Raw genomic sequence first — 24,413 nt, forward strand, 5'->3', positions numbered from 1 at the left:
AAAGCGACATCTGCGCCACAGGATGCAGCGCCAGAGTCTGGCGCGGCCGTCTGGCGCGCGCTATGTCCGGGGCGACAGGGCAACAAGGCTTTACCGATGCCGGAATTCGCCACGCTGCTGCCGATGATCGTGCCGCGCAAGGCGGCCGGATGGTAGGGCCGGGGTTCTTCGCCACCGGCTGGGTCCGCTTCGGCCCCGATCCCGTGGTGGAGGATTGGCTGGGCCATGCCCGCCCCGCCGCGCTCAAGGCTTTGGCGGCAGAGGAAAATTCCCACTGGTGGCGCTGCGGCGGCACCTGGTTCGCCGGGGTCAACGTGCTGGCGAACGATGGTGCGGGGCGGATCGGCGGCGGGCCCCCGCTGGGCGGCGCGGCGGTCGATTTCATCGCCGATGCGCTGGGTCTGTCGCTGCCGTTCGACGCCGGCCAACTGTCCGTCACCCGGCCCGGCTACCCGCAGCCCTCGGCCGAGGAGAGCGCGGCCGCCTTCCGCTATCGCCGCGATCGCGACGCCGCCCATGTCGACGGCCTGCTGCCGATCGGCCCGGCGCGGCGGCGGATGATCCGCGAGCCGCACGGCTTCATCCTTGGCCTGCCGGTCACCGAAAGCGACCCTGAGGCCGCGCCGGTCGTGGTGTGGGAAGGCAGCCACACCATCATGCGGCGCGCCTTTGCCGCCGCGCTGGCGGGCCATGCCGAGGCGGACTGGCCCGAGGTGGACGTCACCGACGCCTACCATGCCGCCCGCCGCGAGGTGTTCGACACCTGCCGCCGGGTGACGATCCCGGCCCGGCCGGGCGAGGCTTACGTCATTCACCGCCTCGCCCTGCACGGGGTGGCGCCTTGGGCCGAGGGCGCGGGCGCCGAAGCCGAGGGCCGCGCCATCGCCTATTTCCGCCCCGAACTGCCGGGCGGGATCGGCGACTGGCTGGCGGCGCCGTAACGCAGGTTTGGCGTGCAAGCCGCTGGGAAAGCTTGGAAATCGTGATACCGAAATAACACCGAAAAGGCACCGATTTCGCACCGACGTTTGCACCGCTTCCAGTCGGTCAGGCACTCTCCCCCAGGGCGCGCAGCGCCGCGCGGGCTGCCATCGCGCCGCCGTTCATCGCGCCGGTGAAGCCGCCCATCCCGGCCCAGGCCGAGGCGAGCCACAGCCCCGGCACCGAAGTCTCGACGCCGACCGGCAGGCTGGCGAGCCCCTGCGGCGCATCGGGGGCAAAGCCCATGATCGCGCCGCCCGGCGTGCCGAGGGTGTCGCGCATGGTGCGCGCGGTCGCCATGTCCGCAGTCACCACCGCGGCGGCAAAACCGGGCCATTCCTGGTCCAGCCGGGCGGTGATCGCGGCGATCCAGGCCGCCTTGCGCGCGCCGTAGTCGGCGGGCGACAGGCTGTCCCAGTTTTCCAGCCGGTCCAGGCCGGTGATGCTGACCGGGGCGGGGGTGTCCTCGGCCAGACCGCTGTCGATCTGGCCATAGTCGATCACGATCAGCGGCGGCATCCGGCCACCGGGCGCCGCGCCCAGCAGCGCCCCGGCGGCGCGGAAATCGCCCGGCGTTTCCATCCAGCCCGGCAGCAGCACGGTGGAATAGCTGTCGATCCCCAGCGTCGCACCGGGGCGCGACAGGGCAAGGGTGATCTCGAACACCGAGATCGAGGGGCGATGCCGGGCGTAGCGCGCCAGGAAGGCGTCGCGCAGCGGCGCATCCAGCATCGGCGTCACCGCCGCCGGGGCGGCATTGGCAAAGATCACCGGCGCGGTCGCGACGATTTCACTGGTCGCGCCATCGACCACGACGCCGGTCGCCCGCCCGGCGGCATCGGTCAGCACGCGGGTGACGCGGTGGCCGGTTTGCACCGCACCGCCGCCCTCGCGGATGATGTCGGCCAGCCGCGCGGTCAGCCGCCCCGAGCCGCCCTTGATGTAGTGGCCGCCGCCCGCCAGATAGCCGCCCTGCGCGATGGCAAAGCCCAGCCACCAGAACCGGTCGGGGTCGTCGCTGTAATAGGGCAGGTTCGCCGCCAGCACGAGCTTCACCAGATCATCGTCGCCGAAATGCCGCCGCATCACCTCGGACAGCGAGGCGCCCATGTCGCGCACCAGTGCCCAGAGGTCGAGCGGCAGATCGGCGGCATGGCCGCGCCACCAGGTGCCGTCGTGGCGGTCGGAAAACAGCGCCACCGCCTCCAGACTGCGGCCGATCTGCGCCATGAAGCTGGCGATCCCCGCCTCCGCCTCGGGAAAGCGCGCGGTCAGGGCGGCGGTGACGCGGTCCAACCCGTGCGGCAGGTTGAACGGTTCGCCCAGCAGCGGCGAGCGGACCTGCTGGAAGATGTCGATCGGCACCAGTTCGATGGTCTTGTCGAGCCCGAGGGCGCGGAAGATCGCGGTCTTGGGGTCACCCGGCATGCCGGGGGCCGTGGTCTCGTGCAACGAGGCCTCAAAGCGGCGACCGTGCCGCAGGTAGGTGGTGGCGGCGCCGCCGATGGTGTCGTTGCGTTCCAGCACCAGAACCCGGTGCCCGGCGCGGGCGAAAAGCGCCCCGGCGGTCAGGCCGCCAAGCCCCGATCCGATGACGATGGCATCCCAGACTTGCGGCATGATCGACCCTCCCTTTCGGAAGGGAGGATGCCAGCTTCGCGGACCGGCGCCTTGATCTGGCGCAGGCTATTGCGCCAGCCGTGCCGCCCGGCCGCCGCGGCGTTTCTGCAACAGCGGCGCACGGGCGGGCAGTTCGGCCATCACGGCACGACGATCTTCGGGAGACATTTTCGACCAGCGGGTAATTTCGTCGATGCTGCGCAGGCAGCCGACGCAGAGCCGCGCCTCGGGGTGGACGACGCAGATCTTGACGCAGGGGCTTTCGATCTCGTCGCGCTGCCAGAGGTCGTCGTTCACGTGCCGCTTTCCCATCTGAGGTGCTGCATGCGGTCCAGCACACCTTGCAAGATATAGCCCGCCGCGACGTGGTCGATCACCTCTTTGCGACGCTTGCGCGACGTATCCGCCTCCAGCAGCGCGCGTTCGGCGGCGACGGTGGACAGGCGTTCATCCCAGAAGCCGATCGGCAGGTCGGTCAGGCGCGACAGGTTGCGGGCGAAGGCGCGGGTGGACTGGCAGCGCGGGCCTTCCGATCCATCCATGTTGCGCGGCAGGCCGAGGATCAGGCCGCCCAACTCGCGCGCTTTGGCGATGGCCAGAAGCGCCGCCGCATCCTCGGTGAACTTGGTGCGCCGGATCGTTTGGGTCGGCGTCGCGACCGACCAGAGCCGGTCGGAGATCGCCACGCCGATGGTCTTTTCACCCAGATCGAGCCCGGCGATCGCCCGCACCGGCGGCAGCACGCCGGCGAAATCCTCGATGGTCTCGAACACGCTCACCCGGCGACCCCGGCTTTTTCGGCGGCGGCGCGGACGGTGGCGAGGTCGGCGTCATGCCCGGCAAAGACGCTCTGCGCCTTGGTCCAGATGTCGCGCGCGTTGCCGGTCTGGCCCAGCACGCCGTAGGCGGTGATCAATTGCGCCCATTGCGCCGGGGTGCCGCCCTGGGTCTGCAACTGCTCGGCGAGCTTGGTCACCATGCTCTGGATCATCGCCTGCCGGTCGGCGGGCGCCATCTGCCCGGCGGCCTGCAGGTCCGTGGCGTCCGGCGTCCCTGCGCCGGTCGACGCGGCGTCTGGCGGCGGGGTCTGCGCCGCCGCCTGCACCACGGCCAGATCGGTGGGGGCATTGGCGAACTGCGCCGCCGCCTTGGCCAGCGCCGCCTTCTGCTTGTCCACTTCGCCCAGCATCCCGTACGAGCGGATCAGTTTCGCCCATTCCGCCGAGCTGCCGCCCTGCGCGTCGAGCCGGGCGGCAAGCTGGTCCACCATGCCGCGGATCATCTGCTGGCGCGCCTCGGGCGACATCTGCGCCGCGGCCTGCAGGTCGCTCGCCGAGGGGCCGGGCGCGCCCGGAATCGGCGGCGGGGTGTAGTTGATGCCGGCCAACTGCGCGACGTCGGCGATCTGCGCCCGGACCGGCGCGATCCACGGCGCATCGGCCGGGCCTTCATCGAGCAGCGGCGCCCAGAACTGGAACGCCACATCCGGCCGCCCGGTCTGGGCGAACATGAGGCCGGTGTAGTAGCGCGCGGTGCCGTTCCTGGGGTCAAGTTGCAGCGCCTTCGCCAGCGGCTGATCCGCCTGCGGCGAGACGAAGCCGTTGGTCGCGAGGATCATCAGCCCGGCCTGCGAGACATAATCCTCGGCACTGGCGTTGGCGCCCTCGATCCGGATCACCTGCGCCTGCGCCTTCCAGGCAGCCGGATAATTCCCCAGCCGCGCCTCATACTGCGCCAGAAGCTGCTCGCCGCGCAGGTCGTCCGGCCGGGCGATCACGGCGGCGCGCAGCTTGGTCATCAGGTCGAGAAAGCCCGGCTCGACCTGCGCCGCGGGGGCTGGCGGCACCTGAGCCTCGACCGTGGCCTGCGAGGGGCGCGCGTCGCGCATCCGCTGCGCCTCGGCAAACCGTTCGGTGTTGGGCAGGTCGGGATAGCCCGGCGCCCCGATCCGGTCGTAAAGCCGGAGCGCGCCGACCCCGGCCGTCACCATCGCCAGCGCCGCGACCCAGGTTGCGGCGCGCGGCGCGCGTGCCACGGGCGCGCCGCCTGCCAGCGCGCGGTCGGCGTCGAGCACGCGGCGCGCCACTTCGGTGCGCAACCGTCCGGCCTCGTCGGCGCCAAGGGTGCCGCGGGCCAGGTCGCGATCAACCTCGGTCAACTGGTCGCGATAGACCTGCAGATCGTAGCCCGCCGCCGGTTCCGCCCCGCGCCCGCCGCGCAGCGCCAGCAGCATCACCGCCGTGACCACCGCCGTCACGCCGCCAGCGGCGATCCAGAACTCCCAGTCGATCATCGGCGTCTCCCTTTGCGCCTTCCATGTAGGGCGGATTTGCGGGCCGAAAAAGGCCCAATCGCCCCATGGCCCCGGCGTGGGGCCGGGCGGCGTGTCGCAGGGCAATGTCGTATTCTTCCCCGATTGTGCCGCTGGCAGGTGCGGATATATACCGGTCCCGTTCCAGAACCGCATGCAGGGCCGCAGGGCCGGGGCCAGGGGGAATCGATCCGCCGATGAAACGCTATTCCGTCTTTGCCATCGCCCGCGAGGCGCTCCGCTTTCATCAGGGGTGGGAGCGTGCGTGGCGCTCGCCCGTGCCCAAGAAATCCTACGACGTCGTGATCGTCGGCGCCGGGGGGCATGGGCTGGCCACGGCCTACTACCTTGGCAAGAACTTCGGCATCACCAATGTCGCGGTGATCGAGAAGGGCTGGCTGGGCGGCGGCAACACCGGCCGCAACACCACCATCATCCGGTCGAACTACCTGCAGGATCCCTCGGCCGCGATCTATGAAAAGGCGCGCAGCCTTTACGAGACGCTGAGCCAGGATCTGAACTACAACGTGATGTTCAGCCCGCGCGGGCTCTTGATGCTGGCGCAGACCCACCACGAGGTGCGCGGCTACCTGCGCACGGTGCATGCCAACACGCTGCAAGGAGTCGAAACTTCGTGGATCGAGCCGCCCAAGGTCAAGGACCTGGTGCCGATCATCAACATCGACGGGCCGCGCTATCCGGTGCTGGGCGCGCTCTATCAGGCGCGCGGCGGCACCGCGCGGCACGATGCGGTGGCCTGGGGCTATGCGCGGGCCTGTTCCGGCATGGGGATGGACATCATCCAGCAGTGCGAGGTGACCGGGGTTCGCTCCGAGGCTGGCCGCGTCACCGGGGTGGAGACCACGAAGGGCTTCATCGGGGCCAAGAAGATGGGCATCGTGGTGGCCGGGCATTCGGGGCAGGTCGCCGAGATGGCGGGCTTCCGCCTGCCGGTGGAGGCGGTCGCCTTGCAGGCGCTGGTGTCCGAGCCGATCAAGCCCTGCATGGACGTGGTGGTGATGGCCAACACGGTGCACGGCTACATGAGCCAGTCCGACAAGGGCGAGATGGTGATCGGCGGCGGCACCGACGGGTTCAACAACTTCACCCAGCGCGGGTCTTTCCAGCATATCGAGGAAACCCTGCGCGCGCTGATCGAGACCTTCCCGATGATCTCGCGCCTGAAGATGCTGCGGCAGTGGGGCGGGATCGTCGACATGACCGGCGACCGCTCGCCGATCCTGTCGAAAACGCCGCTCGGCAACTGCTTCATCAACTGCGGCTGGGGCACCGGCGGGTTCAAGGCGATTCCCGGCTCGGGCTGGGCGATGGCGGAACTGATGGCGAAGGGCGAGCCGGGACCGCTGGCGGCGGCGTTCGGCATGGAGCGCTTCCGCGAGGGGCGGTTCATTGATGAGTCCGTGGCGGCGGGGGTGGCGCATTGATGGCGAGTATTGCAGAAGTTGAGAAGATTGCCCTGGAGATCACGGCATCTCTTCAAACATGTAGAAAATGGGCTCATATCAGTGCAGGCGTCGCCACGGCTATCTTCTTGGGTGGGCTTGTCTTTTCTGCCAACGATGCAACTAGGTTTTCTCGCTGGGGTGCGATAGGTATCGCTATCGCGCTGATTTGGAACTTCTACTGGTCAAGTAGGTTGTCCAAATTGCAGAACGAATATGCGTTCGGATTACGTTCATCTGGCAACGAATTTCTGATGCGTATGACGTCAGATGACGTGTCTAAAGCCCGCACAATGGCGAACGACCTGTCCGCCTCAATACCGCGATTGGCGGCGTTCGTCCTTTTTGTTGAGATAGCAATGACACTTATTTCGACGATCATCTGGGGCTACGGCGACTTGCTCCTATGCAAAGTCGCTAAATGGGAGGTCACCTCATGCTGACCCTCACCTGCCCCTACTGCGGCGTCAAGGCCGAGGAAACCGAGCTTGCCCCCGGCTACGAGGCGCATCTGAAGCGCTTCGGCGCGGGGTCGTCAGATGACGATTTCGAGTCCTACATGTTCGCGCGCAAGAACCCCAAGGGCGTCCATTTCGAACGCTGGCGCCATGCCTATGGCTGCGGGAAATGGTTCCTTGCCGCCCGCGATACCGCCACGCTGGAGGTGTTCGGCACCTATCCCGCGCAATCGAAGGAACCCCCGGCCGACCTGATCGACAAGATCAAGGCGAAACGGCCGGGCTGGGAGGGCTGGAAATGAGCACGCGTCTGGCCCGTGGCGGCCGTCTGATCGACCGCGCGACATCGGTGGAATTCTCGTTCAACGGCAACCGCTTGCGCGGGTTCGCCGGGGATACGCTGGCGGCAGGGCTGCTGGCCAACGACCAGATGCTGGTCGGCCGCAGCTTCAAGTACCACCGTCCGCGCGGCGTGGTGGCGAGCGGGGCGGAAGAGCCGAACGCGCTGGTCAATCTCGGTCAGGGCGGGCGGTTCGAGCCGAACCAGCGCACCACCACGACCGAACTGTTCGACGGGCTTTATGCGACCTCGCAGAACCACTGGCCGAGCCTGGAGTTCGACATCGGCGTGCTGAACAACTACGCCGCCCGGATGCTGCCCGGCGGGTTCTACTACAAGACCTTCATGTATCCGCGCGCGGCGTGGAAACATGTGTTCGAGCCGATCGTGCGGCAGTCGGCGGGGCTGGGCAAGGTGCCACAGGAACCCGACGCAGACCGTTACGAATACACGTATTTCTTCACCGACGTGCTGGTGGTCGGCGGCGGCATCGCGGGGTTGCAGGCCGCAACGGCCGCTGCGGAAGCCGGGGCCCGCGTGATGCTGATCGAGCAGACCGCCCACTGGGGCGGCCGCGCGCCGGTGGATGGCATGACGGTGGACGGCAAACCCGCTGAGGCGTGGGTCAATTTCACCGTCGAAGCCCTTGAGAAGATGCAAAATGTCACGCTTCGGCTGCGCTGCATGGCGGCCGGGGTCTATGACCACGGCTATGTGCTGGCCGATGAGAATGTGGCCGATCACACCCCCGGCGACGGACGGCCCCGGCACCGGCTGTGGCGCATCAGGGCGAAACGGATCGTGACGGCGACGGGCGCGATCGAGCGGCCGCTGTCCTTCGCGGGCAACGACATTCCGGGCGTGATGCTGGCGGGGGCGGTGCGTGACTACGTGGTGAACTTCGCCGTGTCGCCGGGCGACCGCACCGTGGTGGTGACCAACAACGACGACGCCTACCGCACCGCACTGGCGCTGAAGGCGGCGGGGCTGATGGTGCCGGTGATCGTCGATGCGCGGCCTGAAGCGACTGGCGCGCTGCCGCAGGCGGCGCGCGCGGCAGGCATCCGGGTGGAAACCGGCAAGGCCATCGCCAAGGTGAAGGGCGGCAAGCGCGTCACCGGCGTGTCGCTGTGCCTGCAGGCGGGCGAAGGTGCTGTTCTGGAAGAGATTTCCTGTGACGCGGTCGCCATGTCGGGCGGCTGGTCGCCGGTCGTGCACCTGTGGAGCCATTGCGGCGGCAAGCTGGTCTGGGACGATGCACGGGCCTGTTTCCGCCCCGACGCCACGCGCCCGCCGACGGGCGACGATGGCGCGGGCTTCGTGATCGCGGCGGGGGCGGCCAATGGAGCGCTGCTGGCGCGCGACACGCTGGCCGATGCCGATGCGGCGGGGCGCACCGCAGCCTCGCAGGCCGGGGCCACGGGCGCCTCGGCGCCGCACCCGGTCGCCGAAGCTGCTGCCGAGGCGCCGATGCAGCCGGTCTGGATCATGCCGCAGGGTGCCGGGCCGGAGTTGCGGGCCAAGATGTGGCTCGACTACCAGAACGACGTGAAGGTGTCGGATGTGCAGCTTGCGGCCCGCGAGGGCTACGAGAGCGTCGAACATACCAAGCGCTATACCACGCTGGGAATGGCGACGGATCAGGGGAAACTTAGCAACATCAATGGCCTGGCGGTGCTTGCTGATGCACTGAACGCGCCCATTCCGCAGGTTGGCACCACCACGTTCCGGCCGCCCTACACGCCGGTGCCGCTGGGTGCGCTGGCGGGCGAGGCGCGCGGCGAGATGTTTCAACCGCTGCGCCGCACGCCGCTGCACGAATGGCATGACGCGAACGGGGTGGAGTGGGAGCCGGTCGGCCTCTGGCGCCGCCCCTATTGCTACAAGCGCGCCGGGGAAAGCACCGAAGCCGCGGTGCATCGCGAGGTCTTGAACACGCGCGAAAACGTCGGGCTGCTGGACGCCTCGACCCTTGGCAAGCTGGTGGTGAAGGGGCCGGACGCGGGCCGGTTCCTCGACATGCTTTACACCGGCGTGATGTCGACGCTGCCGGTCGGCAAGTGCCGCTATGGCCTGATGTGCAACGAGAACGGCTTTCTCAGCGACGACGGCGTGGTGGCGCGCATCGACGAGCAGACCTGGCTGTGCCACACCACCAGTGGTGGCGCCGACCGCATCCACGCCTGGATGGAGGATTGGCTGCAATGCGAGTGGTGGGACTGGAAGGTCTATGTGGCCAACCTGACCGAGCAGTTCGCGCAGGTCGCCGTGGTTGGGCCGAAGGCCCGCAAGGTGCTGGAATTGCTGGGCGGCATGGATGTGTCGAAGGAAACGCTGCCGTTCATGCAATGGGCGGACGGCACGCTGGGCGGGTTCCGCGCACGGGTCTACCGGATCAGCTTTTCGGGCGAACTCAGCTATGAGATCGCGGTTCCGGCCAGCGAGGGCCGTGCGTTCTGGGACGCCGTGGTGACGGCGGGCGCCGAATTCGGCGCGATGCCCTATGGCACCGAGGCGCTGCACATCCTGCGGGCGGAAAAGGGCTTCATCATGATCGGGGACGAGACCGACGGGACGGTGATCCCGCAGGATCTGGGCCTGAGCTGGGCGATTTCAAAGAAGAAGGCGGACTTCCTTGGCAAGCGCGGGCAGGAGCGGGTGCACATGACCGACCCGGAGCGCTGGAAGCTGGTCGGGCTGGAAAGCCTGGACGGATCGGTGATCCCGGATGGCGCCATCGCGGTGGCGCCGGGGACCAACGCGAACGGCCAGCGCAACACCGAAGGCCGTGTGACATCAACCTATTACTCGCCGACGTTGAAGCGCGGCGTCGCGATGGGGCTGGTGCGGCGCGGGCCCGAGCGGATGGGCCAGACGGTGGAATTCCCGAAGATCGGCGGCGGTTCGGTGGTCGCAAAGATCGTCGATCAGGTGGTCTTCGACAAGGACGGGGAGAAGCAGAATGTCTGACATCGCCAGTGCGCTGGGCGGCACCCGGTTCGACGGCTTCGCGACGGTGGAAGAGATCGGGCCGGTCGGCATGATCACGCTGCGCGGTGTGCTGGCCTCGCCCGCCCTGCAGGCGGCGGTGATGGCGGCAGTGGGCGTTGCCGTGCCCGCGCCCCGGCGGATCGAGATGGCGGCGGATCGCGGCGCGGGCTGGATGTCGCCCGACGAGGTGCTGCTGACGCTGCCCTATGCCGAGGTGCCGGGGGTGCTTGCCGCGCTGACGTCGGCGCTGGCGGGGGAACACGCGCTGGCGGTGGATGTGTCGGACGCCCGCGCGGTGTTCCGCATCAAGGGGACGCGGGCGCGCGAGGTGCTGATGAAGCTCTGCCCCGTCGATCTGGCGCGCGCCAGTTTCGGCCCCGGCGAACTGCGCCGCACCCGCGTGGCCCAGGTGGCCGCCGCCTTCTGGATCAGCGGGCCCGAGGAGTTCACGCTGGTCTCGTTCCGCTCGGTCGGGCGCTACGTGTTCGACCTCTTGGCCAACGCCGCCGCGAAGGGCAGCGAGGTCGGGGTTTTCTGACGCGCGTCCATGACGCGACCGTGAGCACAGCAGGGCAGAGCGTGTTCCGGCGCTTGATGGTCAGTGATTTCAACAACCTCGACGTGTCGCAGGGGCACTGCGTCCAGCGCTGACCGGCGCGCATCGGGGTGCGGCGGGCCCATCTTCGCTTGACCTTCGGCGCCCGAGGGGCCTTATTCCCCCTGACGTTCACCCTCGCGCGAAAGGATTGCTCCGATGGCATTCGAACTTCCCGACCTTCCCTATGCCCATGATGCGCTGGCCGCTCATGGCATGTCGAAAGAGACGCTGGAGTATCACCACGACCTGCACCACAAGGCCTATGTCGACAACGGCAACAAGCTGATCGCGGGCACCGAGTGGGAAAGCAAGTCGGTCGAGGATATCGTCCGCGGCACCTATCAGGCCGGCGCCGTGGCGCAGAACGGCATCTTCAACAACGCGTCCCAGCATTGGAACCATGCCCAGTTCTGGCAGATGATGGGGCCGGGCGCCAAGGCGATGCCGGGCGCGCTGGAAAAGGCGATCACCGAGGCCTTCGGGTCGGTGCAGAAGTTCAAGGACGACTTCGCCGCCGCCGGTGCGGGCCAGTTTGGCTCGGGCTGGGCCTGGCTGGTGAAGGACAAGGACGGGTCGCTCAAGGTCACCAAGACCGAGAACGGGGTGAACCCGCTCTGCTTCGGGCAGACCGCCCTTCTGGGCTGCGACGTGTGGGAACACAGCTACTACATCGACTACCGCAACAAGCGCCCGGCCTATCTGACGAACTTCCTCACCAACCTCGTCAACTGGGAAAACGTGGCCTCGCGCCTTTGACCTTGGCGTGATCGACCGTCGCACCCTTCTGAAAGGCCTGCTGGGGTTGCCCCTGGCGGGCCTTGCCGCTTCGGTCTACGGCTTTTTCGTGGAACCGGCGCTGGAGTTGCGCGTGCAACGCTGGGCGATCCGGCCGCAGGGCTGGCCCGACGGGCAGCGGCTGCGCGTGGCCATCCTGACCGATCTGCACATGTGCGAGCCCTATCTGACGCTGGGTCGGCTGGCGCGCGTCGTGGCGCGCACCAACGCGCTGAAACCCGACCTGACCGTGGTGCTGGGCGATCTGCCGGCCAATTCGCGCTTCATCACCCGCGCGATCCCGCCCGAGGAAACCTGCCCGGTGCTGGCCGGATTGTCGGCGCCGCTGGGGGTGCATGCGGTGCTGGGCAACCATGACTGGTGGCAGGATCCGATGGCGCAGAAACGCCGCGCCGGGCCGACCCGCGCCGGTCTGGCGCTGGCGGCGAACGGCATCCCGGTGCTGGAGAACCGCGCGATCCGGCTGGGCACCGGGGCGGGCGCCTTCTGGCTGGCGGGCCTGGGCGACCAGATCGCGTTTCCCGACGGCAAGGGCCACTGGACCGGGGTGGACGACCTGCCCGGCACGCTGGCGCAGGTGACCGACGACGCGCCGGTGATCCTGCTGGCGCATGAGCCCGACATCTTTCCGCAGGTGCCAAGCCGTGTCGCCCTGACTCTGAGCGGGCATACCCACGGCGGCCAGGTGCGGCTGTTCGGCTACTCGCCGGTGGTGCCCTCGGACTACGGCAACCGCTATGCCTACGGCCCGGTCGAGGAGACCGGGCGCCACCTCGTCGTGTCGGGCGGGCTGGGCTATAGCGGCATCCCGGTGCGGTTCGGCGTGCCGCCCGAAATCACCGTGGTGGACCTCGGCTGACGGCCCGGGCGCCGCGTCAGGACAGGGCGGCCCGCAGCGCCGGGGCAAGGGCGGCCACGTCCGGCATGGCGGTGACATAGTCGCGCATTTCGGCGGGGGCGAAGCCCTTTGCGATGATGTGCTCCATCAGCGCCAGCAGCGGTTGCCAGTAGCCTTCGGTATCCAGCAGGAAGATCGGCCGGGCGTGCAGGTCAAGCTGGCGCCAGGTCAGCACCTCGAAGAACTCGTCCAGCGTGCCTGCGCCGCCCGGCAGCACCACGATCGCGTCGGAGTTCACGAACATGAGTTTCTTGCGCTCGTGCATCGTCTCGGTGATGACGAGGGTCGATAGGTCGCGCTTGCCCTGTTCGTGGCGCAGAAGGTGGGTGGGGATCACGCCGAAGGTGGCCGCCCCCGCACCCTGCGCGGTGCGCGCGACCTCGCCCATCAGCCCGACATCGCCCGCGCCGTAGACCAGCCGCCAGCCCTCCGCCGCGATCAGCGCCCCCACGTCGCGCGCCGCCGCGGTGTAGGCGGCGCTGGTGCCGGAACGGGAGCCACAGTAGACGCACACGGAACGCAAGGGACGGGACATCGGCACATCGCTTTTTCAATAGGGGTTGCTTTGGCCCCTGATAGCGGGGTTCATAGGGCCACTCAAGCGTCGGCCGGGGATGGTCGGCTTGGCGGGGAAGACGGAATGAAGGGCTGGAACGAGCTGGGGACAGGTGGCAAGGCGGCTGCTTTCGCGGTGGCGGGACTTGCGGTGGCGGCGGTTGCGTTCATCTGGTTGCGGCACGCGCCGCCCGCGATGCCGCCGCAGGCGCCCGCGGTCGCGCTGGCGCCTTCCGCAACAGCGCCCGCAACAGCGCCCGCTCCGGCCGATCAGACCGCGAGCCAGATCGCGAGCCAGACCGCCCTGGCCACTCCGCCAGCCGTGCCCGCGCCGGTTGTGCCCAGCTTTGATATCGTGCGCGTCACCCCGGAGGGCAGCGCGACGGTCGCGGGTCGGGCCGAGGGCGGTGCAACGGTCGATGTCAGGGTGGATGACGCCTCCGCCGCAACCGCGCCGGTCGATGGCGGCGGGCATTTCGCCGCGATGTTCAGCCTTGCCCCGTCCGATCAGCCGCGTGTCGTGACGCTGACCGAGACGCTGGCCGACGGCACCAAGGTGGCCTCGACCCAAAGCGTCATCGTCGCGCCCACGGCCAAACCCGCCGAGGTGCCGAGCGCGGCCCCGGCAACGACTGGCCAGGCGCCCACCGCCACCGCCGCGGCGACGACGGCGGCCCCCGAAGCCCCGGCATCGACGACGGCGGCGTCGGCAATCCCCGCCCCGGCGACCGCAGCGACAACGCCGCCGGTGCCCGCGGCGACAGCGCAACCGGACGCAACGGCCTCGACCGCGACAGGCGCGACCGGGACGGCTGCCCCGGCACCCGCGACGGCCGCGCAAACCGGCACCCAGACGGCGGCCGCCATGCCGCCAGCCGCCCAACCGGCCGAGGCCGCACCCGCGCCGGGCGCCGCCACGCAAACGGCCGCGCTGCCAGGCGCCATCGCCGCGGCGCCGCAGCCGGTCCAGGCCGCGCCCGCGACAGCGGCAGCCCCGGCGGCTGGCAGCGCCGCCAGCACAGCGGAGGCGCCTGCCGTCCTGCTGGCCGACAAGGGCAGCGTCACGGTGATGCAGCCTGCCGCCGCGTCGGCGGAAACGATGCAGAACGTCGGCATCGACGCGATTGCCTATTCCGAGACCGGCGCGGTGGAACTGTCGGGGCATGGCAGCGCCAGTGCCAATGTGCGCATCTACATCGACAATGCGCCCGTCATCACCGTGCTGATCGGCGCCGACGGCAAGTGGAAGCTGACGCTGCCGGACCTGCACGAGGGGGTCTACACGCTGCGCGCCGATCAGATCGACGCGGCGGGCAAGGTCACCTCGCGGTTCGAGACGCCGTTCAAGCGCGAATCCTCCACCGCGCTGGCCTCGGCGGGGGTGATCGGCGGCCCCTCGGTGGGGGTGCGCGCGGCGATCATCACGGTGCAGCCGGGCTATACGCTCTGGGGCATCGCGCGCACCAATCTGGGCAGCGGCATCCTTTACGTGAAGGTGTTCGCCGCCAACCGCGACCAGATCCGCAATCCCGACCTGATCTACCCCGGCCAGGTCTTCGCGGTGCCCGGCAGCAACTAGGCCCCTGCGCTGCCGCAGGCTAGCTGCGCATCCGGGGCACTGGCGTTCTTCCCCGCACCGCCCTAGGTATGCCCGCAACCGAGGAGACGGACATGAGCCTTAACGAAACAGGCACCACCGGGGGCGGCGACAAGGGCACCCTGCGCACGATCCGCCGGATTCTGCCCTACCTCTGGCCCAAGGGGCAGGCCTGGGTGAAGCGCCGCGTGGTGATCTCGCTGGTCGCGCTGGTGCTCGCGCAGGTCGCCTCGCTGACCACGCCATTCTTCTACAAGGCGGCGGTCGACAGTCTGGTGGGCAAGTCGCATGACGAAACCTGGCTGCTGGCGATGGGTGCGATCGGGCTGACGGTCGCCTACGGGATCGCGCGGCTGTTCAACGTCGGCTTCGGCGAAATGCGTGACGCGGTGTTCGTGCGGGTCGGCCAGCGCGCGCTGCGGCTGCTGGCGCTGGAGACCTTCACCCATATCCACCGCCTTTCGATGCGCTATCACATCACGCGCAAGACCGGCGGCCTGTCCCGCGTGATCGAGCGCGGCGTGAAGGGCGTCGATTTCCTGCTGCGCTTCACGCTCTTTTCGGTCGGCCCGCTGATCCTGCAACTGATCATCGTGCTGGTGATCTTCGCGAGCCTGTTCACGGTCTGGTATGCGCTGGTCGTGCTGGTGTCGATCGTGGCCTATGTGATCTTCACCATCCGCGTCACCGAATGGCGGGTGCAGATCCGGCGCGAGATGAACACCCAGGATACCGACGCCAACCAGAAGGCGATCGACAGCCTGCTGAACTTCGAGACGGTGAAATACTTCGGCTCCGAGGCGCGCGAGGCGATGCGCTACGACGGCGCGATGGCGAAATATGAAGACGCCGCGGTGAAGACCGGGCAATCGCTCAGCTTCCTCAACTTCGGCCAGGCGCTGCTGATCACCGCCGGGCTGGTGGCGGTGATGGTGATGGCGGCGCTGGGCGTGCAGCAGGGCAAGCTGACGGTCGGCGATTTCGTCATGGTCAACGCCTACATGATGCAGATCACCCAGCCGCTTGGCTTCCTCGGCACCGTCTACCGCGAGATCCGGCAGTCGTTGATCGACATGTCGGACATGTTCGACCTCTTGGACCAGCCCGCCGAGATCATCGACCGGCCGGACGCGCGGGCGCTGAAGGTGACGGGCGGCGAGGTCGTGCTGGACAACGTGTTCTTCGGCTACGAGTCGGCGCGACCGATCCTGAAGGGCGTCACGATCCGGGTCGGCGCCGGGCAGTCGGTGGCGATCGTCGGGCCCTCCGGCTCGGGCAAGTCCACCATCGGGCGGCTGTTGTTCCGGTTCTACGAGGTCACCGGCGGGTCGCTGAAGATCGACGGGCAGGATGTGCGCGACGTGACGCAGGACAGCCTGCACGCCCAGATCGGCGTGGTGCCGCAGGATACCGTGCTCTTCAACGATACCGTGCTGTACAACATCGCCTATGGCCGCCCGACGGCGAGCCCGTCCGAGATCGAAGAAGCCGCGCGGGCGGCGAAGATCCACGACTTCATCGTGTCGCTGCCCGAGGGCTATCAGACCAAGGTCGGCGAGCGCGGGCTGAAGCTGTCGGGCGGCGAGAAGCAGCGCGTGGGGATCGCCCGCACACTGTTGAAGAACCCGCCGATCCTGCTGCTGGACGAGGCGACCTCGGCGCTGGACACCCAGACCGAGCGCGACATCCAGGAAAGCTTGAAGGCGATGGGCAAGGGCCGCACCGTGATCACCATCGCCCACCGGCTGTCCACCATCGCCGACGCCGACCGCATCGTGGTGCTGGAACAGGGCGTGATCGTGGAAGAGGGCAAGCACGACGACCTGCTGGCCCACGGCGGCCGCTATGCCGCGATGTGGAACCGCCAGTCGGCCGAGGCCGAGGAGGCGGACGAGGAAGCCGCCTGAAGGCGGGGGCTTCACGCCCCCCAGCCCGCCCGGAGTGTTTCCGCCAGAAAGAAGCGGAAAGACGCCCGGATCAATACTCCTGCGGCCCGGCCTGCCAGGCCTTCACGAGGTTGCCAAAGCGGGTGAAGCGGCCCTCGAAGCTCAGCTCGATCGTGCCGATCGGGCCGTGGCGCTGTTTGCCGATGATCACCTCGGCCTTGCCGTGCACCCGCGCCATCGCCTCTTGCCACTTGGCCATCGCTTCGAGGTTGTCATCGCCGGGCTTTTCGCGCTCGCGGTAGTATTCGTCGCGGTAGACGAACATCACCACGTCGGCGTCCTGCTCGATCGAGCCGGATTCGCGCAGGTCGCTGAGTTGCGGGCGCTTGTCCTCGCGGCTTTCGACCTGGCGCGACAACTGGCTGAGCGCGATCACCGGGATGTTCAGCTCTTTCGCGATCGCCTTCAGCCCCTGGGTGATCTCGGAGACCTCCTGCACCCGGTTCTCTTTCGACGAGCCCTTCAGGAGTTGCAGGTAGTCGATGATCAGCACATCAAGCCCCTGCGTGCGCTTCAGCCGCCGGGCGCGGGCGGCGACCTGGCTGATCGGCAGGGCGGGGGTGTCGTCGATGTAAAGCGGGCAGGCCTCCAGCGCCTTCGCCGCCTCGACGAAGCGGCGGAACTCGGCCTCGGTCATGTCGCCACGGCGGATCTGTTCGGATGGCACTTCGGACGCTTCCGACAGGATACGGGCGGCAAGCTGTTCGGCCGACATTTCGAGGCTGAAGAAGCCGACCACGCCGCCCTGCACCGCGCCCTCGACCCCCTCGGCGGTGCGGCCGCGCTTGTAGGCCTTGGCGATGTTGAAGGCGATGTTGGTGGCCAGCGAGGTCTTGCCCATCGAGGGGCGCCCGGCGATGATCAAGAGGTCCGAGGGGTGCAGCCCGCCCAGCTTCTTGTCGAGGTCGATCAAGCCGGTCGAGATTCCGGCCAGCCCGCCTTCGCGCCGGTAGGCGGCGTTGGCGATGTTCACCGCATCGGTGACCGCCTTGAGGAAGGACTGGAAGCCGCGTTCCGCCACGCCCTGTTCGCCCAACTGGTACAGCCGCTGTTCGGCCTCGACGATCTGGTCCTTCGGCTCGGATGCGACCTCGATCTTGGCGGCCCGGGCGGCGATGTCGCGGCCCAGCGTGATCAGTTCGCGCCGCACCGCCAGATCATAGATCATCTGGGCATAGTCGCGCGCCGCATAGGCGGCGATGGCGCCCCCGGCGAGGCGGGCGAGATAGGCGGCACCGCCCAGTTCCTTCAGCCCGGCGTCATCCTCGAGGAAGGCCTTGATCGTCACCGGCGAGGCGAGCGCGTTCTTCAGGATGCGGGCGGCGGCGACCTCGAAGATGCGCTGGTGCACCGGCTCGTAGAAATGCTCGGACCGCACGAGGGACGAGATGCGGTCGTAGATGTCGTTGTTGGTGAGGATGGCGCCCAGCAGTTGCTGCTCGGCCTCGACGTTATGCGGTGCCGTTTCCGGTTCCAGGGCCTGCGGCAGCCCCGGCCGGATCGGCGTGATGTCGTTCATGTCCTGCCCCTGTCCCTGATCAAGCTGAGTAACCGTTCACGGTCGCGCGAGGCAAGGGGAAGAACCCTGTGGAGCCTTGCGGACGAATCGCGGCTGAACCCTGTGGATGGCTTGTGGATGGAATTGACCCTACCAGATCTGGGGGGCCATGTCGCGCCTTGTGCAGCGGATGGCGATTCCCGGCCGGCGCGGCGGCGCGGGTTATCCTCGTGGCCCGGGGATATTGTCCCCCGCCATTTTCAGGTGGCGCGGGCCTCCTGCCAGGCGCGCGGCGCGGTCAGGAAGCGCTCGACCTCGGCCAGCGTGGCTGCGTCGAAGGCGCCTGCGGTGCGCGCCTCGGCCAGCACGTCCCACCAGGTGCAGAGCGCGTGCAGGGTGATGCCCTGTTCGGCCAGCGCCTCGCGCGCGCCGGGGAAGATGTCGTAGAAGAAGATCACCGAGGTATGTGCGCAGGTTGCCCCGGTGGCCCGGATCGCCTCGACAAACGAGATCTTGGAGCCGCCATCGGTGGCGAGGTCTTCGACCAGCAGCACCCGGTCGCCTTCACCCATCACGCCCTCGATGCGGGCGTTGCGGCCGTAGCCCTTGGGTTTCTTGCGAACATAGGTCATCGGCAGGCCGAGCCGTTCGGCCAGCATCGCGGCGAAGGGGATGCCCGCCGTCTCGCCGCCCGCGATGTTGGTGAAGGCCTCGAAGCCCGCGCCGCGCAGCACCGTGCAGGCCATGAAATCCATCAGGGTGGATCGGATGCGCGGATGGCTGATCAGCTTGCGGCAGTCGATGTAGGTCGGCGACGGCAGGCCCGACGCCAGCGTGAACGGCGTTTCGGCGTTGAAATGCACCGCCCGGATCTCCAGCAGCATCCGCGCGGTCAGGCGGGCGATCTCGGCGGGCGCGGGGTAGGAGGAGGGCAGCAGCATGGGGTCGGTCCTTCTGTCGTGCGGCGTTCATCTTGGTTCAAGTATCCCCGCCGGAGGCTCCGACGGCGCCGCCGGGAGCCTCCGGCGGGGATATGTATCGCCAAGATGAATGGGGGGTCATTCAACGTGCCAAAGTAGCGGGAAGCCGGGGTCGAAGACGGTGACGGGCCCCGCGCCGGTGTCGATCTTGGCGGGATAGGCGACCGGGTTTCCCTTGCGCAGCGTGACCGTGTCCGCGTTGACCGGCAGGCCGTAGAAGGCGGGGCCGTGCAGCGAGGCGAAACCTTCCAGCCGGTCGAGCCGCCCCATGTCCTCGAATACATGGGCGAGGATCGACAGCGTGTTGGTCGCGGTGAAGCAGCCCGCGCAGCCGCAGGCGGCCTCTTTCAGCGCGTCGACATGGGGGGCGGAATCGGTGCCGAGGAAGAAGCGCGGATCGCCCGAGGTCGCGGCCTCGCGCAGCGCGAGGCGGTGGATCTCGCGCTTGGCGACCGGCAGGCAGTAGTAATGCGGGCGGATGCCGCCAACCAGGATGTGGTTGCGGTTGAGGATCAGGTGATGCGTGGTGATCGTCGCACCCAGGCCCTCGGACGCGGAGCGGACATAGGCGACGCCTTCCTGGGTGGTGACGTGCTCCAGCACCACGCGCAGGCCGGGGGTGATGCGGCGCAAGGGTTCCAGCACGCGGTCGATGAACACCGCCTCGCGGTCGAAGATGTCCACCGCGGGGTCGGTGACCTCGCCATGCACGCAGAGCGGCATGCCGATCTCGGCCATCGCCTCCAGCACCGGGCGGATCCGCGTGAAGTCGTGCACCCCCGAGGCGGAGTTTGTCGTGGCGCCCGCCGGGTAAAGCTTCACCGCCTGGGCAAAGCCGTTGGCGAAGGCGGCGATGACGTCCTCGGGGTCGGTCTCTTCGGTCAGGTAAAGCGTCATCAGCGGCGTGAAGGCGGCGCCCTCGGGCAGCGCCTTCAGGATGCGTTCGCGATAGTCGGCGGCTTGCCGGGCGGTGACCACGGGGGGCACGAGGTTCGGCATCACGATGGCGCGGGCAAAGTGGCGCGTGCTTTCGGGCAGGATGCCGTGCAGCATTGCCCCATCGCGCAGGTGCAGGTGCCAGTCGTCGGGGCGGCGCAGGGTGAGGGTGTCGGTCATGATGCGCACCGCGTTACACAAAAGCACGGGGGATTTCCAGTGGCGGCGGCGGTTCAGGCGGTGCCCGCTTGCTGTGCGGGTGCGCCTGCAAATCGGGCGATGCGGTCTGCATCCTCTCTTGCGGTGGCCGTCGCGGCGGCGCAGCCTCGCCGGGGCAACGCGGGAGGGTAGAAAGCGACATGGCCGACGCATCCGCCCTTGCCCCGATCCTGGAACGCACGCGCGGGCGCGCCGCGGTGGCGCTTGGTCCCGGCGGGCGGCTGGTCGGGCTGCATCAGTCGGGCTCAGCCAAGGCTTTCCTGCCGCGCGTGCATGGCGCGCCGCCCGAGGTGGTGTTCCTCAACACGGCGGGCGGGCTGACCGGGGGCGACCGGCTGAGCTATGCGCTGCGCCTTGCGCCCGGCGCGGTGGCGGTGGCGACGACGCAAACGGCCGAGCGCGCCTATGCCAGTTCCGGGGGCCGGGCCGAGGGGACGGTCGACCTGACGCTGGGCGCGGGCGCGAGGCTGGACTGGCTGCCGCAGGAGACGATCCTGTTCGACCGCTCGGCGCTGTCGCGGCGCCTCGTGGCCGATCTGGCGGGCGACGCGCGGCTGGTGCTGGCCGAAACCGTGGTGCTGGGCCGCGCCGCGATGGGCGAGCGGCTGGCCGAGGTCTGGCTGCACGACTGGCGCGAGGTGCGGCGCGACGGCGTGCCGGTCTTTGTCGAGCCGCTGCGGCTGACCGGCGCCACGCTTTGCCGGGGCGCCGCCTGTCTGGGCGGGGCGCGGGCGGTGGCGACGGTGGCGCTGATCGCACCGGGGGCCGAGGATATGTTGGGCCCGCTGCGCGCGGTGCTGGCCGAGGTGCAGGGGGTGGAGGCCGCGGCCTCGGCCTGGGGCGGCAAATGCGTGCTGCGGATGCTGGCCGCGGACGCGCAGCCCTTGAAACGGGCGCTGGCTTCGGTTCTCACTAGGTTGCGGGGCGCGCCGCTGCCCCGCGTCTGGCAGATGTGAGGAGAGGCGATGAACCTGACGCCACGGGAAAAGGACAAGCTGTTGATCAGCGTTGCCGCGATGGTGGCGCGCGGGCGGCTGGCGCGGGGCGTCAAGCTGAACCACCCCGAGGCGATCGCGCTGATCACCGATTACGTGGTGGAAGGCGCGCGCGACGGTCGCAGCGTTGCCGATCTGATGGAGGCGGGGGCGCAGGTGGTGGCGGCGGCGCAGTGCATGGACGGGATCGCCGAGATGATCCGCGACGTGCAGGTGGAGGCAACCTTTCCGGATGGCACGAAGCTGGTGACGGTGCATCATCCGATCCGGTGAGGCTTGCGGCCGGTGGCGGGAGCCTCCGGCGGGGATATTTGAGGACAGAAAATGGGGAAACAGATGATTCCGGGTGAGATTTTTCCAGCGGCGGGCGAGATCGTGCTGAACGCGGGCGCCGAGGCGGTCGAGATCACGGTGGCCAATACCGGCGACCGGCCGGTGCAGGTGGGCAGCCACTACCATTTTGCCGAGACCAACGCCGGGCTGGCCTTCGACCGGGCGGCGGCGCGGGGCAAGCGGCTGGACATCGCGGCGGGCACCGCGGTGCGGTTCGAGCCGGGGCAGACCCGCACGGTGCGGCTGGTGCCTTATGGCGGGGCGCGGCGGGTCTACGGCTTCAACGGTGCCGTGATGGGTGCGTTGTGAGGGTCGCCGTGGTGCTGGCGGCGCTGCTGCTGTCGCCGGGGGTGGCCGCGGCGCAGGATTGCGCGACTGCGGTGGCGCAGGCCGACCTGAACGACTGCGCCGGGCGTGATCTGAGGGCGGCGGATGCCAGGCTGAACGCGGCCTACATCAAGGCGCGCGATGCCATGCGCCGGATTGATGCCTACCTGCCCAAGGTCGAGCGCGGCGCCGAGGTTGCCCTGCTGGGCGCGCAGCGCGCCTGGATCGCGTTCCGCACCCAGGCCTGCATCGCCGAGGCCTATGCCAACCACGGCGGCTCGATCGAGCCGATGGTGCAGGCAACCTGCGCGACCCGTCTGACCGAGGCGCGGACCAAAGAACTGACCGACATGAGCGCCGGAAACTGAGCGCCGAAGAGGAGCCCCCCATGCCCGCCCGCCTTTCCCGCGCGACCTATGCCGACATGTACGGCCCCACCACCGGCGACCGCGTGCGGCTGGCCGATACCGATCTGATCATCGAGGTCGAACGCGATCTGACCGTTTACGGCGACGAGGTGAAGTTCGGCGGCGGCAAGGTGATCCGCGACGGCATGGGCCAGAGCCAGGCGAGCCGGGCCGAGGGGGCGGCGGATACCGTCATCACCAACGCGCTGATCCTCGACTGGACCGGCATCACCAAGGCCGACGTCGGGCTGCGCGACGGGCGCATCCTGCGGATCGGCAAGGCCGGCAACCCCGACACCCAGGCCGGGGTGGACATCATCATCGGGCCGGGCACCGAGATCATCGCGGGCGAGGGCAGGATCCTGACGGCGGGGGGGATGGACGCCCATATCCACTTCATCGCGCCGCAGCAGATCGAGGATGCGCTGCATTCCGGCATCACCACCATGCTCGGCGGCGGCACCGGGCCCGCGCATGGCACGCTGGCGACCACCTGCACGCCGGGGCCGTGGCACATCGGGCGGATGATGCAGGCGGCGGATGCGTTTCCGATGAACTTCGCCTTCGCGGGCAAGGGCAACGCCAGTCTGCCCGCCGCGCTGGAGGAACAGGTGCGCGCCGGCGCCTGCTGCCTGAAGCTGCACGAGGACTGGGGCACCACCCCCGCCGCGATCGACTGCTGCCTGTCGGTGGCCGACGCGATGGATGTGCAGGTGATGATCCACACCGACACGCTGAACGAATCCGGCTTTGTCGAGAACACGCTGGCCGCCTTCAAGGGCCGCACCATCCACGCCTTCCACACCGAGGGCGCGGGGGGCGGCCATGCGCCCGACATCATCAAGGTGGTCTCGGCGCCGAACGTGATCCCGTCGTCGACCAACCCGACGATGCCCTACACCGTGAACACGATCGAGGAACACCTCGACATGCTGATGGTGTGCCACCATCTGGACCGCTCGATCCCCGAGGATGTGGCCTTCGCCGAAAGCCGGATCCGGCGCGAGACGATCGCCGCCGAGGACATCCTGCACGACATGGGGGCGTTTTCCATCCTGTCGTCGGACAGTCAGGCGATGGGCCGGGTCGGCGAGGTGATCATCCGGACCTGGCAGACCGCGCACAAGATGAAGCTTCAGCGCGGGCGGCTGGCCGAGGAAACCGGCGACAACGACAACTTCCGGGTGAAACGGTATGTGGCGAAATACACCATCAACCCGGCCATCGCCCACGGGCTGTCGCGCCATATCGGCAGCGTCGAGGCGGGCAAGCGCGCCGATCTGGTGCTGTGGTCGCCCGCCTTCTTCGGTGTGAAGCCCGAGATGGTGCTGATCGGCGGCACCATCGTGATGGCGCAGATGGGCGACCCGAACGCCTCGATTCCGACGCCGCAGCCGGTCTACAGCCGCCCCATGTTCGGCGCCTTCGGGCGGTCGGTCGAACGCTCGGCGGTGATCTTCACCTCGGCCGCCGCCGAGGCCTACGGTGTGCGCGAACGGCTGGGGCTGGCCAAGGACGTGGTGGCGGTCGAAGGCACGCGGACGATCGGCAAGGCCGACATGCGGCTGAACGATGCGATGCCGCAGATCGACGTGAACCCGGAAACCTACGAGGTGCGCGCGAACGGCGAGTTGCTGACCTGTGCGCCCGCGGCGGAGCTGCCGCTGGCGCAGCGGTATTTCCTGTACTGACCCGCCCGGCCAAAGCCCGCCCATGCGGTCGGCGGGGGCTTGCGGGTGGCGGGCGCGCGCGTCAGGATCGGGGCAACCGGAACAACCTCGGGCAGGCCCATGACTCTGCATCGCATTTCCCTGTTGCCGCTGGTGCTTGTCACCGCCTTGGCGGGCTGCATGAACGACCTGTCCACGGTGTCCTCGGCCCCCGTGCGGGTGGTCTCGGCGGGCGAGGTGACGCAATGCAAATATGTCGTCAACCTCAATGACCGGCCGGGCATGTATGGCGCGCTGGCGACCCAGGGGCAGGACTATGCGCGCAAGGCGATCCTCGATCAGGCCGCGCAGGCGGGCGCGAACACGGTGGTGTTCGACAAGATCGACCCCGGCACGATGGTGACGGAAATCACCGCGACCGGTTACCGCTGCTGACCGCGCGGGGCTGACGCGGCGCGCCGATGCGCTATGCTGACCCGGCACGTTTCATGAAGG

Annotated in this window: 24 protein-coding genes; 16 read left to right on the forward strand and 8 right to left on the reverse strand. The window is 68.8% G+C overall.

Annotated elements, in window-relative coordinates; translation table 11 throughout:
* Positions 1-62: 62 nt before the first annotated feature.
* The gene (locus AC11WY_RS07815; RefSeq protein WP_482924174.1) at positions 63-941 is read left to right on the forward strand and encodes a hypothetical protein; all 879 of its coding nucleotides are present in this window, start codon (positions 63-65) and stop codon (positions 939-941) included.
* A 106-nt stretch (positions 942-1,047) separates the two neighbouring features.
* Here the strand turns inward: AC11WY_RS07815 and AC11WY_RS07820 are convergent, their stop codons facing one another.
* The 4 genes from AC11WY_RS07820 to ccmI form a co-directional block, all read right to left on the reverse strand.
* Positions 1,048-2,601 (reverse strand): phytoene desaturase family protein, encoded by a 1,554-nt coding sequence (locus AC11WY_RS07820; RefSeq protein WP_482924176.1) that lies wholly within the window; start codon positions 2,599-2,601, stop codon positions 1,048-1,050.
* 66 nt (positions 2,602-2,667) lie between these two features.
* A complete protein-coding gene (locus AC11WY_RS07825) occupies positions 2,668-2,913 on the reverse strand; it encodes a DUF1289 domain-containing protein (RefSeq protein ID WP_482924178.1) in 246 nt (81 codons plus the stop codon).
* On the reverse strand, positions 2,895-3,380 hold the full coding sequence (ruvX, locus tag AC11WY_RS07830) for a Holliday junction resolvase RuvX (protein WP_482924180.1): 486 nt from the start codon (positions 3,378-3,380) through the stop codon (positions 2,895-2,897). The genes AC11WY_RS07825 and ruvX overlap by 19 nt, the downstream gene beginning before the upstream one ends.
* Positions 3,377-4,894 carry a c-type cytochrome biogenesis protein CcmI gene (ccmI, locus tag AC11WY_RS07835; RefSeq protein WP_482924182.1) on the reverse strand — a complete coding sequence of 506 codons (1,518 nt, stop codon included), beginning with the start codon at positions 4,892-4,894 and terminating at the stop codon, positions 3,377-3,379. The genes ruvX and ccmI overlap by 4 nt, the downstream gene beginning before the upstream one ends.
* Before the next feature lie 215 nt (positions 4,895-5,109).
* On the opposite strand from ccmI, the gene AC11WY_RS07840 reads away from it, so the two are divergent.
* The 7 genes from AC11WY_RS07840 (at position 5,110) to AC11WY_RS07870 (ending at position 12,416) form a co-directional block, all read left to right on the forward strand.
* Positions 5,110-6,357 (forward strand): sarcosine oxidase subunit beta family protein, encoded by a 1,248-nt coding sequence (locus AC11WY_RS07840; protein WP_482924184.1) that lies wholly within the window; start codon positions 5,110-5,112, stop codon positions 6,355-6,357.
* Positions 6,357-6,818, forward strand: coding sequence for a hypothetical protein (locus AC11WY_RS07845; RefSeq protein ID WP_482924186.1), 462 nt, complete (start codon positions 6,357-6,359; stop codon positions 6,816-6,818). Before AC11WY_RS07840 ends, AC11WY_RS07845 begins: the two co-directional genes overlap by 1 nt.
* On the forward strand, positions 6,812-7,135 hold the full coding sequence (locus AC11WY_RS07850; RefSeq protein ID WP_482924187.1) for a sarcosine oxidase subunit delta: 324 nt from the start codon (positions 6,812-6,814) through the stop codon (positions 7,133-7,135). Before AC11WY_RS07845 ends, AC11WY_RS07850 begins: the two co-directional genes overlap by 7 nt.
* Positions 7,132-10,143 (forward strand): sarcosine oxidase subunit alpha family protein, encoded by a 3,012-nt coding sequence (locus tag AC11WY_RS07855; RefSeq protein ID WP_482924189.1) that lies wholly within the window; start codon positions 7,132-7,134, stop codon positions 10,141-10,143. The genes AC11WY_RS07850 and AC11WY_RS07855 overlap by 4 nt, the downstream gene beginning before the upstream one ends.
* Positions 10,136-10,702, forward strand: coding sequence for a sarcosine oxidase subunit gamma (locus AC11WY_RS07860; RefSeq protein ID WP_482924191.1), 567 nt, complete (start codon positions 10,136-10,138; stop codon positions 10,700-10,702). Before AC11WY_RS07855 ends, AC11WY_RS07860 begins: the two co-directional genes overlap by 8 nt.
* 216 nt (positions 10,703-10,918) lie before the next feature.
* Positions 10,919-11,518 (forward strand): superoxide dismutase, encoded by a 600-nt coding sequence (locus tag AC11WY_RS07865; protein WP_482924193.1) that lies wholly within the window; start codon positions 10,919-10,921, stop codon positions 11,516-11,518.
* A gap of 7 nt (positions 11,519-11,525) precedes the next feature.
* Complete coding sequence (locus tag AC11WY_RS07870; protein ID WP_482924195.1) at positions 11,526-12,416, forward strand: metallophosphoesterase; 891 nt, start codon at positions 11,526-11,528, stop codon at positions 12,414-12,416.
* A 16-nt stretch (positions 12,417-12,432) separates the two neighbouring features.
* Here AC11WY_RS07870 and AC11WY_RS07875 read toward each other — a convergent pair whose 3' ends face one another.
* Positions 12,433-12,990 carry an LOG family protein gene (locus AC11WY_RS07875; RefSeq protein ID WP_482924197.1) on the reverse strand — a complete coding sequence of 186 codons (558 nt, stop codon included), beginning with the start codon at positions 12,988-12,990 and terminating at the stop codon, positions 12,433-12,435.
* A 105-nt stretch (positions 12,991-13,095) separates the two neighbouring features.
* Between AC11WY_RS07875 and AC11WY_RS07880 the strand changes: the two genes are divergently transcribed.
* Together AC11WY_RS07880 and AC11WY_RS07885 are read left to right on the forward strand one after the other, a co-directional pair.
* Complete coding sequence (locus AC11WY_RS07880; RefSeq protein WP_482924199.1) at positions 13,096-14,589, forward strand: LysM peptidoglycan-binding domain-containing protein; 1,494 nt, start codon at positions 13,096-13,098, stop codon at positions 14,587-14,589.
* Between the two features lie 92 nt (positions 14,590-14,681).
* Positions 14,682-16,514 carry an ABCB family ABC transporter ATP-binding protein/permease gene (locus tag AC11WY_RS07885; RefSeq protein ID WP_482924201.1) on the forward strand — a complete coding sequence of 611 codons (1,833 nt, stop codon included), beginning with the start codon at positions 14,682-14,684 and terminating at the stop codon, positions 16,512-16,514.
* 70 nt (positions 16,515-16,584) lie between these two features.
* Here the strand turns inward: AC11WY_RS07885 and AC11WY_RS07890 are convergent, their stop codons facing one another.
* From AC11WY_RS07890 to pyrC, 3 genes are all read right to left on the reverse strand, one after another.
* Positions 16,585-18,072 carry a replicative DNA helicase gene (locus tag AC11WY_RS07890; protein WP_482924203.1) on the reverse strand — a complete coding sequence of 496 codons (1,488 nt, stop codon included), beginning with the start codon at positions 18,070-18,072 and terminating at the stop codon, positions 16,585-16,587.
* 239 nt (positions 18,073-18,311) lie between these two features.
* Positions 18,312-18,992 (reverse strand): orotate phosphoribosyltransferase, encoded by a 681-nt coding sequence (locus AC11WY_RS07895; protein ID WP_482924205.1) that lies wholly within the window; start codon positions 18,990-18,992, stop codon positions 18,312-18,314.
* A gap of 117 nt (positions 18,993-19,109) precedes the next feature.
* The gene (pyrC, locus tag AC11WY_RS07900; RefSeq protein WP_482924207.1) at positions 19,110-20,147 is read right to left on the reverse strand and encodes a dihydroorotase; all 1,038 of its coding nucleotides are present in this window, start codon (positions 20,145-20,147) and stop codon (positions 19,110-19,112) included.
* Positions 20,148-20,326: 179 nt separating this feature from the next.
* Between pyrC and AC11WY_RS07905 the strand changes: the two genes are divergently transcribed.
* From AC11WY_RS07905 to AC11WY_RS07930, 6 genes are all read left to right on the forward strand, one after another.
* Positions 20,327-21,142, forward strand: coding sequence for an urease accessory protein UreD (locus AC11WY_RS07905; protein WP_482924209.1), 816 nt, complete (start codon positions 20,327-20,329; stop codon positions 21,140-21,142).
* Positions 21,143-21,151: 9 nt separating this feature from the next.
* On the forward strand, positions 21,152-21,454 hold the full coding sequence (locus tag AC11WY_RS07910; RefSeq protein ID WP_482924211.1) for an urease subunit gamma: 303 nt from the start codon (positions 21,152-21,154) through the stop codon (positions 21,452-21,454).
* 63 nt (positions 21,455-21,517) lie between these two features.
* A complete protein-coding gene (locus AC11WY_RS07915) occupies positions 21,518-21,823 on the forward strand; it encodes an urease subunit beta (RefSeq protein ID WP_482924301.1) in 306 nt (101 codons plus the stop codon).
* The gene (locus AC11WY_RS07920) at positions 21,820-22,209 is read left to right on the forward strand and encodes a lysozyme inhibitor LprI family protein (protein ID WP_482924213.1); all 390 of its coding nucleotides are present in this window, start codon (positions 21,820-21,822) and stop codon (positions 22,207-22,209) included. Before AC11WY_RS07915 ends, AC11WY_RS07920 begins: the two co-directional genes overlap by 4 nt.
* Before the next feature lie 20 nt (positions 22,210-22,229).
* Positions 22,230-23,939 carry an urease subunit alpha gene (gene ureC / locus AC11WY_RS07925; RefSeq protein WP_482924215.1) on the forward strand — a complete coding sequence of 570 codons (1,710 nt, stop codon included), beginning with the start codon at positions 22,230-22,232 and terminating at the stop codon, positions 23,937-23,939.
* Between the two features lie 99 nt (positions 23,940-24,038).
* Entirely contained in the window at positions 24,039-24,353 is a 315-nt protein-coding gene (locus tag AC11WY_RS07930) for a hypothetical protein (RefSeq protein ID WP_482924217.1), read from the forward strand.
* Positions 24,354-24,413: the final 60 nt, after the last annotated feature.

It is taken from the genome of Solirhodobacter sp. (assembly GCF_964715405.1).